Here is a 16852-nt window from a genome sequence, read left to right as displayed (position 1 = left end):
CGCCGCATGGCGGCCTTCAATGCGCGCGGTGCTTCGAAGGGGCCTTCATGACCTTCTCGCTTCTGGGGCGTTGCGCGCGGACCGGGCAGTTCGGCGCGGCGGTGACGACATCGTCCATCGCGGTCGGCACGCGCGTGCCCTTCCTCGCGGCCGGGGTGGGCGGCGTGCTGACGCAGCATCGCACCGACCCGCGGCTCGGCCCGCGCGGGATCGAATTGCTGCGATCGGGCTGTTCGGCGCCGGAGGCGCTGGAGGCGCTGGTGGCCTCCACGCCGCATCACCGCTGGCGCCAGGTGGCGGTGATGGATCGCAGCGGTGCGACGGCGCATTTCGACGGGGCGAATGTGAAGCCGGCGCGCAGCGTGGCGCACGGCAAGGACGTGGTGGCGCTTGGGAACATCCTGGCGAACGAGGATGTCGCGCCTGCGATGGCGGCAGCCTTCCTGGATGCGCCAGGACAACCGCTGGCCGAACGCCTGATGCGCGCGCTGGAAGCCGGCGAGGCGGCGGGCGGCGAGCATGGCGACGTGACCTCGGCCTGCCTGATGGTCGTGGACCGCGAATGCTTCCCCTATGTGGACCTGCGCATCGACAAGGACCCCGCGCCGCTGCCCGCGCTGCGCCGGCTGTGGGAGGAATACGCGCCGCTGGCCGATGGTTTCGTGCGCCGCGCGGTCGACCCCGACGACGCGCCCATCATCTGAGGACACGCCCATGCGCATGAAAGCCGCGATCCTGTTCGAACAGGGCAAGCCGCGCCCCTACGCCACCTCCCGCCCGATGGTGGTGGAGGAGGTGGAACTGGAAGGCCCCGGGCCTGGCGAGATGCTGATCGAGGTGGCCGCGGCAGGGTTGTGCCATTCGGACCTGTCGACCATCGAGAACCAGCGCCCGCGGCCGCTGCCGATCGTGATCGGGCACGAGGGCGCGGGCATCGTCCGCGAGGTTGGGCCGGGCATCACGGACATCAAGCCGGACGACCATGTGGTGACGGTGTTCGCGCCATCCTGCGGGAATTGCCGGTACTGCGTGCGCGGGCGGCCGAACATCTGCCCGACCGGCAACGCCTTTCGCGCGGCGGGGCAATTGCCCACCGGATCGCGGCGGCTGAAGCGGCTGGATGGCACGCCGATCAACCACAATTCCGGGCTGTCGCTGTTCGCGCAGTATGCGGTGGTGGCGCGGCGATCCGCGGTGAAGATCGATCGCGCCATTCCGTTGGATGACGCCGCGATCTTCGGCTGCGCGGTAATGACCGGCGCCGGTGCGGTGCTGAACACCGCACGGATGGAAGCCGGCGCGGCGATCGCAGTTGTCGGGCTTGGCGGCGTGGGAATGAACGCGCTGTTCGCCGCCGTTGCTGGCGGGGCGGAGCGGATCGTCGCGATCGACACCAACCAGGCGAAACTGGAACTCGCGAAGCAATGGGGTGCCACCGACGTCTTCCTGGCCGGCAACGAGGATTGCGCGGCGCAGGTGCGCGCGGCAACGGATGGTGGGCTCGACACCGTGATCGAGACGGCAGGGTCGATCCCGGCGATGCAACTCGCCATCGCCATCACCGCGCGGGGCGGCGAGACGATCAGCGCCGGGCTGCCCAACATCAACGCGCAGGTTTCCTACCTGCACGCGAACATGGTGAGCGAGGAGCGGTCGATCCGCGGTTCCTACATGGGGTCCTGCGTGCCCGAGCGCGATCTCCCGCGCCTGCTTGGGCTGTATCGGCGCGGCAAGTTGCCGGTGGACCGGCTCAAGACCAGCAACATCACGCTCGACCAGATCAACGAGGGCTTCGACCTGCTGAGCGAAGGGACCGTGCTGCGGCAGATGCTGCGGCCGAACGCCTGAGGCCGCTTCGGGCCGGGCGGCGCGCGCCGCTCCACGTCAGACGGTCAGCAGGGCGCGCACCGCGTCCTCGTCCAGTTCGCCCGCGGGGCCAGCCAGCGCAACCTCGCCGCGCACCATGATGGCCAGGCGGTCGCCCAGGCTGCGGGCGAATTCGTAGTATTGTTCGACAAGCACCACCGCCATGCCACGGTCCTTCGCGAGCATTTCGATCACGCGGGCGATGTCCTTGATGATGTTGGGCTGGATGCCCTCGGTCGGTTCGTCGAGGATCAGCAGGCGCGGGCGTGCCGTGAGGGCGCGCGCAATGGCAAGTTGTTGCTGCTGGCCGCCGGACAGGTCGCCGCCGCGGCGGCGCAGGAAGGATTTCAGGATGGGGAACATCTCGAAGACTTCGTCCGACACGCGCGATCCTCGTGGGGCGGCGGCGAGGGCGGTCTCGAGGTTTTCCTGTACGGTCAGGAACGGGAAGATCTCGCGCCCCTGGGGCACGTAACCGATGCCCGCCCGCGCGCGGTCCGCCGGCGACCAGGTTGAGATGTCGCGCCCTTCCCAGGTGATCGATCCCGCGCGGATGCGCTCCAGCCCCATGATCGAGCGCATCAGCGACGACTTGCCCACGCCGTTGCGCCCAAGCACGCAGGTGATGGTGCCGGGTTCCGCCACCAGATCCACGCCGCGCAGGCAGAGCGAGGCGCCGTAGGAGAGCTCGATGCCGCGCGCGTCCAGCATCGCTCAGCGCCCCAGATAGACTTCGATGACGCGCGGATCGGCCTGGACCTGGTCGATCGGGCCTTCGGACAGCACCGTGCCCTCGTGCAGCACGGTCACCTTACGGCCGAGCGCGCGGACGAATTCGAGGTCGTGCTCGACCACCACCACGGACCGCGTGCCGGCGATGCGCCGCAGCAGCGCGGCGGTGTGTTCGGTCTCCTGGTCGGTCATGCCGGCGACGGGTTCGTCGACCAACAGCAGCTGGGGGTCCTGCATGAGCAGCATGCCAATTTCCAGCCATTGCCGCTGGCCGTGCGAGAGGATGCCGGCGAGGTCGTGCGCGCGGGCGGCCAGGCCGATCTCACCTAGCGTCTCCTCGATCTTCTCGCGCGCCTCGGTTCCAAGACGCCAATGCAGTGCCGAGAGCGTCCCGCGTGGGGCCTTCAGGGCGAGTTCCAGGTTCTCGAACACCGTCAGCGCGTCGAACACCGTCGGCTTCTGGAACTTCCGGCCGATGCCGAGATTGGCAATGGACGCCTCGTCCATGCGCGTGAGGTCGTGGTCGCCGAAGCGCACCGTGCCGGCGGTCGGACGCGTCTTGCCGGTGATGACGTCCATCATGGTGGTCTTGCCGGCGCCGTTCGGGCCGATGACCGCGCGCATCTCGCCGGGCTCGACGATCAGCGAGAGGTTGTTCAGCGCGCGGAAGCCGTCGAACACGACCGAAACGCCGTCCAGATACAGGCTGTTGCCCTTCATGACCCGCGCTTCCTCAGCAGCCCGACCAGGCCCTTGGGCAGGAACAGCGTGACTGCGACGAACAGCCCCCCCAGAACGAAGGGCCAGAGGTCCGGCGCGAAGGAGGTCAGCCAGGTCTTCACACCATTCACCGAGAAGGCGCCGAGCAGCGCGCCGCCCAAGGTCCCGCGGCCGCCGACCGCGACCCAGATGACGGCCTCGATGGAATTGCCCGGGCTGAATTCGCCGGGGTTTATGATGCCGACCAGCGGGACATAGAGCGCGCCGGCCAGGCCCGAGATCATCGCCGACAGCACGAAGACGAAGAGCTTGTAGGACGTCACGTTGTAGCCGAGGAAGCGCACGCGACTCTCGGCATCGCGCACCGCCACCAGCACGCGGCCGAGCTTCGACTTCACCACATAGGCGCAGATGAGAAGACACAGCGCGAGCGAGGCCAGTGCCGCATAGAACAGCCCAGCGCGGGCGGTGCGCGTGTTGAGCGGCACGCCCAGCAAGTCCTTGAAGTCGGTGAAGCCGTTGTTGCCGCCGAAGCCCATGTCGTTGCGGAAGAACGCCAGCATCAGCGCATAGGTCATCGCCTGCGTGATGATCGAGAAATATACGCCGGTGATGCGGCTGCGGAAGGCGAGCCACCCCACCAGCCCGGCGAGCGCGCCGGGCACCAGCAGTGCCATCGCCATGGCAAAGGGGAAGTTGTCGAAACCGAGCCAGTACCAGGGCAGTTCCGGGTAGCCGAGGAAGACCATGAAGTCCGGCAGCACCGGGTGCCCATAGACGCCGCGATCGCCGATGCGGCGCATCAGGTGCATGCCCATCGCGTAGCCGCCCAGTGCGAAGAAGGCGCCGTGGCCAAGGCTCAGGATGCCGGCGTAGCCCCAGGCGATGTCGATGGCCAGGGCGAGGATCGCGTAGCAGATCCACTTGCCGACGATCGAGACGATGAAGTCCGAGACGTGCAGCGCATGCGCCTCGGGCAGCCCGTTCAGGATCGGTAGCAGCGCCAGCAGCAGCAGCGCTGCCGCCAGGGCGATGGTCGACCAGGGCCGCGGGCGTGGCACCAAAGGTGCGCTTTCCGCCATGGCGCTCACTGGTCCGCTGCCCGGCCCTTGAGGGCGAACAGCCCCTTCGGACGTCGCTGGATGAACAGCATGATGCCGACCAGCACCGCGACCTTCGCGAGCACCGCCCCGGCATAGGGTTCCAGCACCTTGTTGACGATGCCCAGCGTGAAGGCGCCGACAAGCGTGCCTGCCAGCGACCCCACACCGCCGAACACCACCACCATGAAGCTGTCCACGATGTAGCCGGTGCCGAGATTGGGCGAGACATTGTCGATCTGCGACAGCGCCACGCCCGCCATGCCGGCAATGCCGGAGCCGAACGCAAAGGTCAGCGCATCGACCCGCCCGGTGCGGATGCCCATGGTCGCGGCGATGCGCCGGTTCTGCACCACTGCGCGCATTTCGAGCCCGAAGCGGGTGTAGCGGATGGCCGCCATCACCAGCAGCAGCACAGCGATGCCGAAGACGATGATCCACAGCCGGTTCTGCGTGACCATGATCCCGCCGGGGAGTTCCAGCGTGCCCTGCATCCAGGACGGGCTCAGTACCTCGCGGTTCTGCGCGCCGAAGGCGATGCGGACCGCCTGCTGGATCATCATGCCGACGCCGAAGGTCATCAGCAGGGTTTCGAGCGGGCGGCCGTAGAGGTGCCGGATCAGACCGCGCTCCATGACGGCGCCGACCGCCGCCGCGACCAGGAAGGCGGCAGGCACCGACAGCGGCAGCGACCAAGGCAGCAGCCAGGGAATGTCGCGGCAGGCCTGCTGCACCAAAAAGGTGGTGTAGGCGCCGAGCATGACGAATTCGCCATGCGCCATGTTGATCACGCCCATGACGCCGAAGGTCACCGCAAGCCCGAGCGCGGCAAGCAGCAGCACCGAGCCGAGCGAGAGGCCCTGGAACAATGTCTCGCCCGCGCGGCGCAGCGCCAGCCTGCGGTCGATGGACGCGACGGCGGCCGTGATCTCGTCCGACAGGCCAGGATTGGCGGAGCGTGACTCCAGCAGGATGCTGCGTGCGGTGTCGCTGCCATTGGCTGCCAGCGCGGCGATCGCCGCGCGCTTCACGTCCGGGTTGTCGGCTGCCAGCCGCGAGGCAGCCAGGGCGAGTTCGATCTGCGCACGGATGCGCGGCACGCTCTCGCGTGCCAGGGCGGTCTCAAGGATCGGAATGTCGGACGCGCTGCGGCTGCGCAGCACGCCCTGCACAGCTGCAAGCCGCGCATCCGGGTCGGTCGCGACGATCTGCAGTCGGCCCAGCGCCACGCGCAGCGCTGCACGCACGCGGTTGTTGATGCGCACGGTCTCGGCGCCGGCCGGGTTGGCGGTGGCGCCGGTCGCGGCCTCGACCGCCTGGCCGGGCGCAGTCTGGATGAGCAGCGCGCCGTCGGGGCGGCGCAGCACCCGCCCGTCGGAGAGCGCCTGCAGCACCGGCAGGGCGCGCGGGTCGCCGGCGGCGCCCATCTCCTCGGTGGCGGCGGCCTGCTCGGCGAAGCCGGCACCCAGGCGCGGCAGGCTGGCGAGGAAGGCATCCTGGGCGCGTGCCGGCAGCAGCGCGGCGAACACCAGGACCAGGGCGAGAATCAGCTTCATGGGAGGGAAGCGCGGCGCCGGGATACTCCCGGCGCCGCGCGGTCCATCAGCCGCGGCGGCGCGCCGCGTTTTCGGGGATGAAGGGCGACCAGTTCTCGGCGACGATTGCCGTCGGAGTCTTCCAGACGATGTTGAACTGCCCGTCGGCCTGGATCTCGCCGATCATCACCGGCTTGGACAGGTGGTGATTGCGGTGCATTTCCTCGGTGTAGCCGGCGGGGGCATCCACCTTCTGGCCGTACATCGCCTCGCGCACCGCATCGACGGCGGTGGTGCCGGCCTGGGCCACGGCCTGCGTCCACATCTTGAAGCCGGTGTAGGTGGCTTCCATCGGGTCGTTGGTGACGCGCCGCGGGTTGCGGATGAAGGCGCGCCACATGTTCAGGAACTCGGTATTCGCGGGCGACTGCACCGACATGAAGTAGTTCCAGGCAGCCAGGTGGCCGACCAGGGGGCGGGCATCGATGCCGGCGAGTTCTTCCTCACCGACCGAGAAGGCCACCGACGGGATGTCTTCCGCCTTGATGCCCTGGTTGCCGAGCTCGCGGTAGAATGGAACATTGGCGTCGCCATTGATGGTCGACACGATGGCGGTCTTCTTGCCCTCGCCGGCGAAGCGCTTCACGCGCGCCACGATGCCCTGCCAGTCGCTGTGACCGAAGGGGGTGTATTCCTCCATGATGTCGGCATCGGCGATGCCCTTGGAATTCAGGAAGGCGCGCAGGATGCGGTTCGTGGTGCGCGGATAGACGTAGTCGGTGCCGAGCAGCGCGATGCGCTTGGCCTCGCCGCCATCGGCGGACATCAGGTATTCGACCGCCGGGATCGCCTGCTGGTTCGGCGCCGCACCGGTGTAGAACACGTTGCGCGACTGTTCCTCGCCCTCGTACTGCACGGGGTAGAACAGCAGGCCGTTCAGTTCCTCGAAGACCGGCAGCACGGACTTGCGCGAGACCGAGGTCCAGCAGCCGAAGGTGACGTCGACGCGATGCACCTGCATCAGCTCGCGCGCCTTCTCGGCAAAGAGCGGCCAGTTCGACGCCGGGTCGACCACCACCGCCTCGACACGCCGGCCGAGCAGGCCGCCGCGGCCGTTGATCCATTCGACCATCATCAGCACGGTGTCGCGCAGCGCTGTCTCGCTGATCGCCATGGTGCCGGACAATGAGTGGAGCACGCCCACCTTGATCGGCGCGCCCTGGCCGAAGGCCGGTCGCAGCGCGGGTGCGGCAAGGGCGGCGCCGGCGCCGAGCAGGGCAGCGCGGCGGCCGATCCGGGTAAGGGTGGTGTTGCTCATGCAGATCCTCCTGACCGGATCGCAGGCGGCCGCGTTCGGCTGCTTGCGCGATCCGGTCACGGGACAGCGAGAACCGTGCCACGGCGGTGATGCTACATGCGCGAGCGGTGATCCACGGCGGTGATCGCTTGGCGGCATGCAGTGGGCGAAGCGCTGCGTCACCGGCGCCGCCGCCTGGCCGCTGGGATGGCATGATCGGCGCGATGACACGCGCGTCATCCGCGATCCGGTCTCGCCCAACGGATGTGCAGGCGCTGCGCGATCCTTGGGCGGAGCCATGCCCTGGCGCGCTGATTTGCGTGGTGGCCTTGCCGTGCGACGGTTGTGGTGATGGTTGCTCCCCGCCTTGCTGCCCCGGCCCACCAGCGTGCGCGCGGCGGGGCGGAACAGCGCGTCCTGTGCAGCGGTGATACTGCCCGGATCGCGCGCAGGTATCGGGCATCGGTCGCGCGGATCGTGGTTGGCTCGCCCGAACCGGGGGAGGCACCACACGCCGCTCGGGAGCACACGGCGGGCAGTCCGGCCGGCGGCGATGCGGTGTGGTTGGGACCGGGGCAGACAGGCCGGGTGCGCCTGGCGGTGTTCGCCGCGCGACATGCACGGCGCATCGTGCATGCGGTCGGCTTGGGCGCAGGGCGTGGCGCTGCGCGAAGCGGCCTTCGGCGACCTGCGCCCCTTCGCGGCGAAGCCTGTCTCGGCCGTTGTGCCCTTGGGCAGACGCACGGGCAAAGGGCTACGGCGGTGCCTGGTTCCGACTTCGATCGTCTCGCCCCAGGCAGCACGGCTCTCGACCTGTTGTCCCGGAATCACGCGACGCATGCGGCCCTTCCGATGACGATCGCATCCGATTCGGATTGGTCGGTTCAGACCTTCGCGCGTGATGCGTGCTCGCGTCTCCGGGCGGCCATTGGTCCGTTCCGCGTCGGCATCGGCGGTACCGGCGGTTCGGTTCAGGCGGCGCTGACCGAACGGCTGTGCCGGCATCCGCGCGAGCGGCAAGGCATCGCTGCCATCACCAACGATATCTCCGCCAACGAGAATGCGGAGTTCGTCACGCGTGCCGGTGCGCTCGCGCCGAAACCCATCGCCGGTGTTGAGACGAGCGGTTGCCCGCATACAACGATCCGAGAGGATACCTCGACCCACCCTGCCGCCGTGCACGACATGCCGGACGAACTTCCGCGGCTCGAGAGCCTGTTCGTCGGAAGCGCCCTGGACAAACTGGCCGCGCCCCTCAGTCCGCCACGCGCGGACATGACGATCTGCGTGAGCGCCGGGGACAGGATCTCGCGCATGGGCAGCCCTGGTTTCCCTCTGTCGGATCTGCTGGTGACCGACACGATCGGCCTGGCACCGCTGGTGGGTGCAGACCTAAGGCTTGTTCGACCGCGATTTCCGGAAGATGCGCGGGCAGCAGACCTGCGCATCAAACTCACCTGAGGGAGAACAAGGGCGTGACCGATATCTCGGAGTTCGTGCGGCGCCAGAGGGGCGTCGCGGCATGAGCGCGCAACGTCACGCCGTCATCCTCGGCATGGGGCTGATGGGATGCGATATCGCCGCGATCTTTCTCGCCGGCGGCTGGCGCGTCAGCGCGGTCGAGACGAACCGCGTGCGCTGGCCCGACGCGGAGGCGCGGGTGCGGTCCTCGATCGGGCAGCTCGATGGCAACCCGGATGATGCGGCGCACCTCACGCTGGTCGATGCGATGGAGGCACCGGACTACGCGAGCGCGGAGATCGTGGTGGAAGCCGTGCCCGAACGACTGGCGCTGAAGCAGGAGGTTTTCGCGCGGCTCGATACGCTGGTTCCTGAGCATATCCCGGTGGTCTCGAATGCCTCGGGCTACCGCATCACCGACATCGCGGGGGGGCTTGCCACGCGCGCGCGCTGCGCGAACCTGCACTTCTTCCTGCCGGCGCATCTCGTGCCCGGCGTGGAAGTCGTGCAGGGCGAATACACCGACCCTGCGGTGTGCGACGCGGTCGCCGCCATCATGGACGGGCTCGGCCGCAAGGTGATCCGCGTGGCGCGCGACGTGCCGGGCTTCCTCGCGAACCGTATCCAGCACGCGCTGATGCGCGAGGCCTTCGCGGTGATCGACCAAGGCCTGGCGACCGCCGAGGATGTCGACCGCGCCGTGCAATACTGCTTCGGCTTCCGCTACCTGGCCGCCGGGCCGATCCTGCAGAAGGAACTGGCGGGGCTCGAGACGCAACTGGAAGCGGGGCGCACCATCTATCCGTCGCTGTGCAACAGCCCCGATCCGAGTCCGACGCTCGCACGCCTGGTTGCTGAGAACCGGCTCGGCCCGAAGACCGGTCGTGGCTTTCGCGACTGGCCGCCGGAGGTCACGGCGCGCGCGCGCGAACGATACGAAAGCGCGCTTCTGGCGACCGTGCGCATGATGCGCGAGCAGGAGTGACGCGCAACCGATGGTTGCGGTGCAAATCTCCGCATTGCCGCCACCACCGCCTTGGTGCAGGCTTCTGCCCAAGCCGTTGAACGGCGGGGAGTGACGACCAGGTATGACACCGGCGCCGGTTCAGCCGCCGCATCCTGACTGCAAGAAGGCCTCGGTCGCGTGACCGGCGGCGTACTTCCCCTGTTTCGGCATCAAGCCCCAGGGAGGTCGCACACGTGAAGCCGACGGACATCTCGTCCCCGGACTACTTCCACAAGGTGGTGGATTGCCAGTGGGCCTGCCCGGCGCACACGCCGGTGCCGGAATACATCCGCATGATCGCGGCCGGGCGCTACGCCGACGCCTACATGGTGAACTGGCACTCGAATGTGTTCCCGGGAATTCTCGGGCGCACCTGCGACCGGCCCTGCGAGCCCGCCTGCCGGCGTGGCCGGGTCGAGGAAGAACCAGTCGCGATCTGCCGGCTGAAGCGCGTGGCGGCCGACAACAAGGGCGACGTGTCGCACCGGATGCCGGCCATCCCGGAACAGCGCAACGGCAAGCGCGTGGCCTGCGTCGGCGCCGGTCCGGCCAGCCTGACCGTGGCGCGCGACCTCGCTCCGCTCGGCTACGAGGTGCATGTCTTTGACAGCCAGGCCAAGGCCGGCGGCTTCATCCGCCAGCAGATCCCGCGCTTCCGCCTGCCGGAGGAAGTGATCGACGAGGAATGCGGCTACATCCTCGACCGCGGCGGCGTGGTCTCGCACCTGAACCGCCGGGTGGACAGCCTCAAGAACCTGCTGGACGAGGGCTACGACGCGGTCTTCGTCGGTTCCGGCGCGCCGCGCGGTCGTGAACTCGACGTGCCCGGGCGCGCAGAAGCCGCGGCGCATATCCATCTCGGCATCGACTGGCTGGCGTCGGTTTCCTTCGGCCATGTGAAGGAGGTCGCGCGGCGGGTCATCGTGCTGGGTGGCGGCAATACGGCGATGGATTGCTGCCGCTCCGCACGCCGCCTCGGCGGCGAGGAGGTGAAGGTCGTCGTCCGCTCCGGCTTCGAGGAAATGAAGGCGTCCCCCTGGGAGAAGGAGGACGCGATGAACGAGGGCATCCCGATCCTCAACTTCCTCGTGCCCAAGCAGGTGCTGCACGACAATGGCCGCCTGACCGGCATGGTCTTCGAGAAGGTCGCCGCGCAATACGACGAGAAGGGCCGCCGCCAGCTGCTGCCGACCGGCGAGCCGGACGTGACCATCGAGGCCGACGTGGTCCTGGTCGCGATCGGCCAGGAGAACGCCTTCCCTTGGATCGAGCGCGACGCCGGCGTGGAGTTCGACCGTTGGGGCCTGCCGAAGCTCGACCAGACGACCTTCCAATCGAGCAATCCGCGCGTCTTCTTCGGCGGCGATGCCGCCTTCGGTCCGAAGAATATCATCTGGGCCGTGGCCCATGGCCACGAGGCTGCGGTGTCGATCGACATCTTCTGCCAGGGCGGCGACGTGGCGCAGCGGCCCTCGCCCGAGGTGCGCATCGCCAGTCAGAAGATGGGCATCCACGAATGGGCCTATGACAACGCGGTCTCGCCCGACCTGCGTTACAAGGTGCCGCACATTCCGCCCGAGAAGGCGCTGCGCGATATCACGGTCGAGGTCGAACTCGGCTTCGACCGGGAGATGGCGTATCTCGAGACGCAACGCTGCCTGAACTGTGACGTGCAGACGGTGTTCAACGCCAAGACCTGCATCGAATGCGATGCCTGCGTCGACATCTGCCCGACGGACTGCATCACCTTCACCGAGAATGGCGACGAGGACGACCTGCGCACGCGCCTGAAGGCGCCGGCGGTCAACCTGTACCAGGACCTGTATGTCCAGGACGGTCTCAAGACCGGGCGCGTGATGGTGAAGGACGAGGATGTCTGCCTGCATTGCGGCATGTGCGCCGAGCGCTGCCCGACCGGTGCTTGGGACATGCAGAAGTTCCTGCTCGAGACCGCGAAGCCGAAGGCGCACGCATGCCACAGCCGATAACCGCGACGAACGACTTCGTCGTCAAGTTCGCCAACGTCAACGGGTCGGGTTCGGCATCCGCCAACGGCCTGTTCGCGCGATCCATCCTGCGGATGGGCATTCCCATCGCGTCGCGCAACATCTTCCCCTCGAACATCCAGGGCCTACCGACCTGGTTCGAGGTGCGGGTGAGCGAGGCCGGCCACATGGGCCGGCGCGGCGGCGTGGACATGATGGTCGCGATGAACCCGCAGACCTGGGACCGCGACGTGGCCGAGATCGAGCCCGGCGGCTACCTGTTTTACGATTCGACACGGCCGATGCCGCGTTCGCGCTTCCGCGACGACATCACGGTGATCGGCGTGCCGCTGACCGAGATCACCAACGCTGCCTATTCCGACCCGCGGCAGCGGCAGCTGTTCAAGAACATCGTGTATCTCGGCGCGCTCTCCGCGCTTCTCGATATGGAAGTTGAGGCCGTCCAGCAGGCCATTGCCGCGCAGTTCAAGGGCAAGGAGAAGCTGGTGCCGGCGAATTTCGCCGCGCTCGAGAAGGGCCGCGCCTGGGCCCAGGAGAATCTGTCCTGCCCGATCGGGCTGACACTCAAGCGCGCCGATGCGGTGGGCGACCGGATCTTCGTAGAAGGCAATGCCGCCGCCGCGCTCGGCGCCGTCTATGGCGGGGCGACGGTCTGCGCCTGGTATCCCATCACGCCGTCCACCTCTCTGGCGGAAGCCTTCGAGAAATACTGCGGCAAGCTGCGCAAGGATCCCGAGACAGGCGCCAAGCGCTACGCCATTGTGCAGGCGGAGGATGAGCTCGCCTCGATCGGCATGGTGATCGGCGCCGCATGGAACGGTGCGCGTTCCTTCACCGCGACTTCCGGCCCCGGCATCTCGCTGATGCAGGAATTCGTAGGCCTGGCGTATTTCGCCGAGATCCCCGCGGTGATCTTCGACGTGCAGCGCGCCGGCCCGTCCACCGGCATGCCCACCCGCACCCAGCAATCCGACCTGCTGTCGGCCGCCTACGCCAGCCACGGCGACACCAAGCACGTGCTGCTGCTGCCCGAGGATCCGACCGAGTGCTTCGAGTTCGGCGCGACCGCCTTCGACCTGGCGGACCGGCTGCAGACGCCGATCTTCGTCATGCTCGACCTCGACATCGGCATGAACGACTGGCTGTGCGAACCCTTCAAGTGGGACCCGGCGCGCAGCATGGATCGCGGCAAGGTGCTGGATGCCGCCGCACTCGATGAAGCGAAGTCCTTCGGGCGCTACCTCGATGTGGATGGCGACGGCATCCCGTATCGCACCTGGCCTGGCACGCATCCCGAGAAGGGCGCCTTCTTCACCCGCGGCACGTCACGCGACCGCTACGCGCGTTACACCGAGGAAGGCGCGCCCTATGTCGACAACATGGAGCGCCTGCTGAAGAAGTTCGGCACCGCGAAGTCGATCGTCCCGCGCCCCATAACCATTCCGGCGAAGCAGCCGGCGCGCGACGGTGTCATCTTCTACGGGTCGTCGTCGGCCGCGATGCACGAGGCATTGGCTGGGCTGGAGGCGGACGGCATCCACCTCGATGCCATGCGCATCCGTGCCTTCCCCTTCCATGATGACGTGGCGGCCTTCGTCGCGGCGCACGAGCGCGTCTTCGTGGTCGAGCAGAACCGCGATGCGCAATTGCGCACGCTCCTGGTGAACGAGGAGGAGATCGACCCCGCGCGGTTGATCCCGGTGCTGCATTTCGACGGCACGCCCATCACCGCGCGCTTCATCCACGCGGCCGTCGCGCAACGCGCCTCGGCGGCCAACATCCTGCCCTTCCGCAAGGCGACGCCATGAGCTACCTGCCGAAGCCCAAGCTGCACCACCCGAAGCTGCCGACCAACGCGATCGGACTGACGCGGCGCGACTATGAAGGCGCCATCAGCACGCTGTGTGCGGGGTGCGGGCATGACTCGATCAGTTCGGCCATCATCCAGGCCTGCTTCAACCTCTCGCTGCCGCCGCACCGCATCGCCAAGATGTCGGGCATCGGCTGTTCGTCGAAGACGCCGACGTATTTCCTCGGCAATGCGCATGGGTTCAACTCGGTGCATGGGCGCATGCCATCGGTGCTGACCGGCGCGTACCTGGCGAACCGCGACCTGGTGTACCTGGGCGTGTCGGGTGACGGGGATTCCGCCTCGATCGGCTTCGGGCAGTTCGCCCACTCGATCCGGCGCGGCGTGAACATGTGCTACATCGTCGAGAACAACGGCGTGTATGGCCTGACCAAAGGGCAGTTCTCCGCGACCTCCGACTGGGGGTCGGTGGCGAAGAAGGGGGCCATCAACACGGACCAGCCGATCGACCTCGCGGCCATCGCGGTGCAGCTCGGCGCGACCTTCGTGGCTCGGTCCTTCTCGGGTGACAAGGAACAGCTGGTGCCGCTGATCGAGGCCGCGCTGGTCCATGAGGGCGCCGCCTTCATCGACGTGCTGAGCCCTTGCGTGGCGTTCAACAATCATCCCGGCAGTACCAAGTCCTACGACTACGTGCGCGAACACAACGAGGCGCTGAACAAGCTCGACATCATGCTCCGCCGCGACGAGATCACCGTGAAATACGCACCGGGCGAGGTGACGGAGGTGACGCAGCACGACGGCACGATCTTGCGTCTGCGCAAGCTCCATGAGGGGCACGACCCGACCAACCGCGCCTCGGCCATGCATCACATCCTGGACCGCAAGGCGGCGGGCGAGATCGTCACCGGGCTGATCTATGTGGACCCGGAACCCTCCGCGCTGCACGAACACCTGGGCACCATCGCCGGGCCCTTGAATGCGCTGGGCGATGCCGATCTCAACCCCGGCATCGATGCGCTGGAATCGATCAACGCAGCGCTGCGCTGAATGACCAGCATCCCTGCCACCGGCGCGCCGGCCGATGCGATTCTTGCGGCGTTGCGCGACCGCAAGCAAGGCGACCGCGACTGGCGTCATGGCCGGCTCGCTGTCTATTTCTACTGGCTGGACGAGGAGCTCGAACGCGTCCAGCAGCAGGCCTACCTCACATATTGGACCGAGAACAATCTCGGCCAGCGTGCCTTCCCCAGCCTGAAGTCGCTGGAGGACGAGGTCATCGCGATGGCGCTGTCGCTGCTGGGCGGCGGGGCGCGGGCAGGGGGCACCTTCACCTCCGGCGGGTCTGAGAGCATCTTCCTCGCGATGATGGCAGCGCGAAACCGCGCGCGGGCGCAGCGTGGCGTGACGCGGCCGAACATCGTGCTGCCGAATTCCGCACACCTGACTTTCGATCGTGCGGCGGAGGCGCTCGGCATGGAGATCCGCCGGGTGCCGGTCGGAACCGACCTGCGCGCCGACGTCCCTGCGATGGCGGCGCGCATGGATGGCGACACCGTCGTGCTGGTGGGCTCCGCGCCGAACTATCCCTTCGGCACCTTTGACCCGATCACCGAGATCGCCGCCCTGGCCGCGCAATACGGCGCCTGGATGCATGTCGATGCCTGCGTGGGCGGGTTTCTCGCACCGTATGTCCGCCGGCTCGGCCACGACATCCCGGCCTTTGAACTGTCGGTACCGGGTGTCACGTCGATGTCGGCCGATATCCACAAGCACGGCATGGCACCGAAGGGTGCGTCCCTGCTGCTGGTCGCGGATGCCGCGGATCGCGAGTGGCACAAGTTCGACAGCCGTGCCTGGCAGCGCGGGCCCTATTCCGCCTACACCACGCAGGGCACGCGCCCGGGTGGCGCAGTGGCGGCGGCCTGGGCGGCGATGAACCATCTCGGCGACGAGGGCTACCTGCGCTGCGCGCGCCTGATCATGGAGGCCAAGGCCATCATGACCGCAGGCATCGCCGCCATCCCGGGCCTCGACGTCCTGCAGCCCAGCGATCTTGGCATTTTCGTCTGGCGCGCGACCGACCCGGCGCTTGATATCGGCAAGGTGGCGGCCGCGCTGGACGCGGAGGGCTGGCTCGTCGGACGCCAGCAGGAACCCGACGGCATCCACCTGCACCTCAACCCGATCCATCGCGACTACGCAGCGGAGTATGTGGAATCGGTGTCGCGCGCCGTGGCCGCAGCTCGGGGCGGGCAGAACAGCCGCATCGGCGCGAACGAACGCACCTACTAGAGGAACTTCTCCACCACGTCGGTGGAGGAACGTACCCCGATCGCCGCGAAATGCGCATCGAGGAAGGCTTCCGCCTTTGCCGCGCCCAGCGCGCGCAGATGTTGCAAGAAGCCCATGCTCGCGTTCATCTTGGACGAAGCGTTCAGTGCTGCGAGTTCCTCCTCCGCATCAATGCAGTGGATGAAGCAGCGCAGGTGCTTCTCCTTCGGCAACTGCCCCTGGTCGATCAGGTCGGTCACGAAGCGGATCATCCGCATCTCGCGCATCAGGGATGCGTTGAAGGCCAGCGTGTTCATTCGGTCGACGATGGCGCGGATGTCGCGCGGCACCTCGGGAATGTTCACCGGGTTCAGCTGCACGATGACGATGTCCGGCGTGCCGCCCATGTAGATCAGCGGGAAGATCGGTGGATTGCCGGAATAGCCGCCATCCCAGTAGTGCTGGCCATCGACCTCGACCGCCTGGTGGATCAGCGGCACGCAGGCCGAGGCCATCACCGCCGCTGCACTCATTTCCGATCGTTCGAACACGCGCAGCCGGCCGGTCAGGACATTGGTGGCGCAGACGAACATCGCCGGCCCGGCGGCGGCCCGCAGCCGAGCGAAATCCACCACCGCCTCGATGTGCTCGTGCAGCGGGTTGAGGTTGGCGGGGTTCAGTTCATAGGGCGAGAACTGCCGCTGCATCACGTCCGCGATGCGCCAGGCCGGCGAGAAATCCATGTTGCCAGGACTGAACATCTGGTCGAACGGCGTGGGCTGCACCGGTGAGAAGGCAGCGATGCTGCCCACGCCCTCCCAGAACACGTCGAGCTGGCGTTGCGCTTCGGCCGGCCCGCCGGCGATCAGACCATCGACCAGCACGGCGGCGTTCATTGCGCCGGCGCTTGTGCCGACCACCGCCTCGATCTCCAGCCGGTCATCCGCCAGCAGACGTTCCAGCACGCCCCAGGTGAAGGCGCCGTGTGAACCGCCGCCCTGCAACGCCAGCTTGATCCGCTTGCGGTTGCGTCTGGCCATCGCGC

Annotated in this window: 14 protein-coding genes; 8 read left to right on the top strand and 6 right to left on the bottom strand. The window is 67.7% G+C overall.

Going from position 1 to position 16852, the window contains the following annotated elements; translation table 11 throughout:
* Positions 1–47 precede the first annotated feature (47 nt).
* Together MWM08_RS12900 and MWM08_RS12895 are read left to right on the top strand one after the other, a co-directional pair.
* Positions 48–704, top strand: a complete 657-nt coding sequence (locus tag MWM08_RS12900) for a DUF1028 domain-containing protein (protein WP_244459837.1) — start codon at positions 48–50, stop codon at positions 702–704.
* A 10-nt stretch (positions 705–714) separates the two neighbouring features.
* Complete coding sequence (locus MWM08_RS12895) at positions 715–1848, top strand: zinc-dependent alcohol dehydrogenase family protein (RefSeq protein WP_244459836.1); 1134 nt, start codon at positions 715–717, stop codon at positions 1846–1848.
* Positions 1849–1884: 36 nt separating this feature from the next.
* On the opposite strand, the gene urtE is transcribed toward MWM08_RS12895, so the two are convergent.
* From urtE to urtA, 5 genes are read right to left on the bottom strand one after another with little or no spacing between them, the layout of a single operon-like run.
* Entirely contained in the window at positions 1885–2577 is a 693-nt protein-coding gene (gene urtE, locus MWM08_RS12890; protein ID WP_244459835.1) for an urea ABC transporter ATP-binding subunit UrtE, read from the bottom strand.
* Positions 2578–2580: 3 nt separating this feature from the next.
* Entirely contained in the window at positions 2581–3318 is a 738-nt protein-coding gene (gene urtD / locus MWM08_RS12885) for an urea ABC transporter ATP-binding protein UrtD (RefSeq protein ID WP_244459834.1), read from the bottom strand.
* Positions 3315–4379, bottom strand: a complete 1065-nt coding sequence (gene urtC / locus MWM08_RS12880; RefSeq protein WP_244459833.1) for an urea ABC transporter permease subunit UrtC — start codon at positions 4377–4379, stop codon at positions 3315–3317. Before urtC ends, urtD begins: the two co-directional genes overlap by 4 nt.
* Before the next feature lie 26 nt (positions 4380–4405).
* Positions 4406–5974: an urea ABC transporter permease subunit UrtB gene (gene urtB / locus MWM08_RS12875; RefSeq protein ID WP_244459832.1), complete on the bottom strand. Its 1569-nt coding sequence runs from the start codon at positions 5972–5974 to the stop codon at positions 4406–4408.
* A 46-nt stretch (positions 5975–6020) separates the two neighbouring features.
* A complete protein-coding gene (gene urtA, locus MWM08_RS12870) occupies positions 6021–7271 on the bottom strand; it encodes an urea ABC transporter substrate-binding protein (RefSeq protein ID WP_244459831.1) in 1251 nt (416 codons plus the stop codon).
* Positions 7272–8102: 831 nt separating this feature from the next.
* Between urtA and MWM08_RS12865 the strand changes: the two genes are divergently transcribed.
* The 6 genes from MWM08_RS12865 to MWM08_RS12840 all read left to right on the top strand — a co-directional run bounded on the left by MWM08_RS12865 (position 8103) and on the right by MWM08_RS12840 (position 15828).
* Complete coding sequence (locus MWM08_RS12865) at positions 8103–8711, top strand: P-loop NTPase family protein (protein WP_341482867.1); 609 nt, start codon at positions 8103–8105, stop codon at positions 8709–8711.
* 61 nt (positions 8712–8772) lie between these two features.
* Complete coding sequence (locus tag MWM08_RS12860; RefSeq protein ID WP_244459830.1) at positions 8773–9696, top strand: 3-hydroxyacyl-CoA dehydrogenase family protein; 924 nt, start codon at positions 8773–8775, stop codon at positions 9694–9696.
* A 215-nt stretch (positions 9697–9911) separates the two neighbouring features.
* Positions 9912–11705 carry an FAD-dependent oxidoreductase gene (locus MWM08_RS12855; protein WP_244459829.1) on the top strand — a complete coding sequence of 598 codons (1794 nt, stop codon included), beginning with the start codon at positions 9912–9914 and terminating at the stop codon, positions 11703–11705.
* Positions 11690–13531: a 2-oxoacid:acceptor oxidoreductase subunit alpha gene (locus tag MWM08_RS12850; protein WP_244459828.1), complete on the top strand. Its 1842-nt coding sequence runs from the start codon at positions 11690–11692 to the stop codon at positions 13529–13531. The genes MWM08_RS12855 and MWM08_RS12850 overlap by 16 nt, the downstream gene beginning before the upstream one ends.
* Positions 13528–14583 carry a 2-oxoacid:ferredoxin oxidoreductase subunit beta gene (locus tag MWM08_RS12845; RefSeq protein ID WP_244459827.1) on the top strand — a complete coding sequence of 352 codons (1056 nt, stop codon included), beginning with the start codon at positions 13528–13530 and terminating at the stop codon, positions 14581–14583. Before MWM08_RS12850 ends, MWM08_RS12845 begins: the two co-directional genes overlap by 4 nt.
* The gene (locus MWM08_RS12840; protein WP_244459826.1) at positions 14584–15828 is read left to right on the top strand and encodes a pyridoxal phosphate-dependent decarboxylase family protein; all 1245 of its coding nucleotides are present in this window, start codon (positions 14584–14586) and stop codon (positions 15826–15828) included.
* Here the strand turns inward: MWM08_RS12840 and MWM08_RS12835 are convergent.
* On the bottom strand, positions 15825–16847 hold the full coding sequence (locus MWM08_RS12835; protein ID WP_244459825.1) for a patatin-like phospholipase family protein: 1023 nt from the start codon (positions 16845–16847) through the stop codon (positions 15825–15827). The genes MWM08_RS12840 and MWM08_RS12835 overlap by 4 nt on opposite strands.
* Positions 16848–16852: the final 5 nt, after the last annotated feature.

The sequence above is a fragment of the Roseomonas fluvialis genome, assembly GCF_022846615.1.
In the GTDB taxonomy this organism is placed as follows: Bacteria; Pseudomonadota; Alphaproteobacteria; order Acetobacterales; family Acetobacteraceae; genus Neoroseomonas; species Neoroseomonas fluvialis.
The sequence above is the reverse complement of the archived record's forward strand: the minus strand, read 5'-3'. Positions and strand labels throughout refer to the sequence as shown.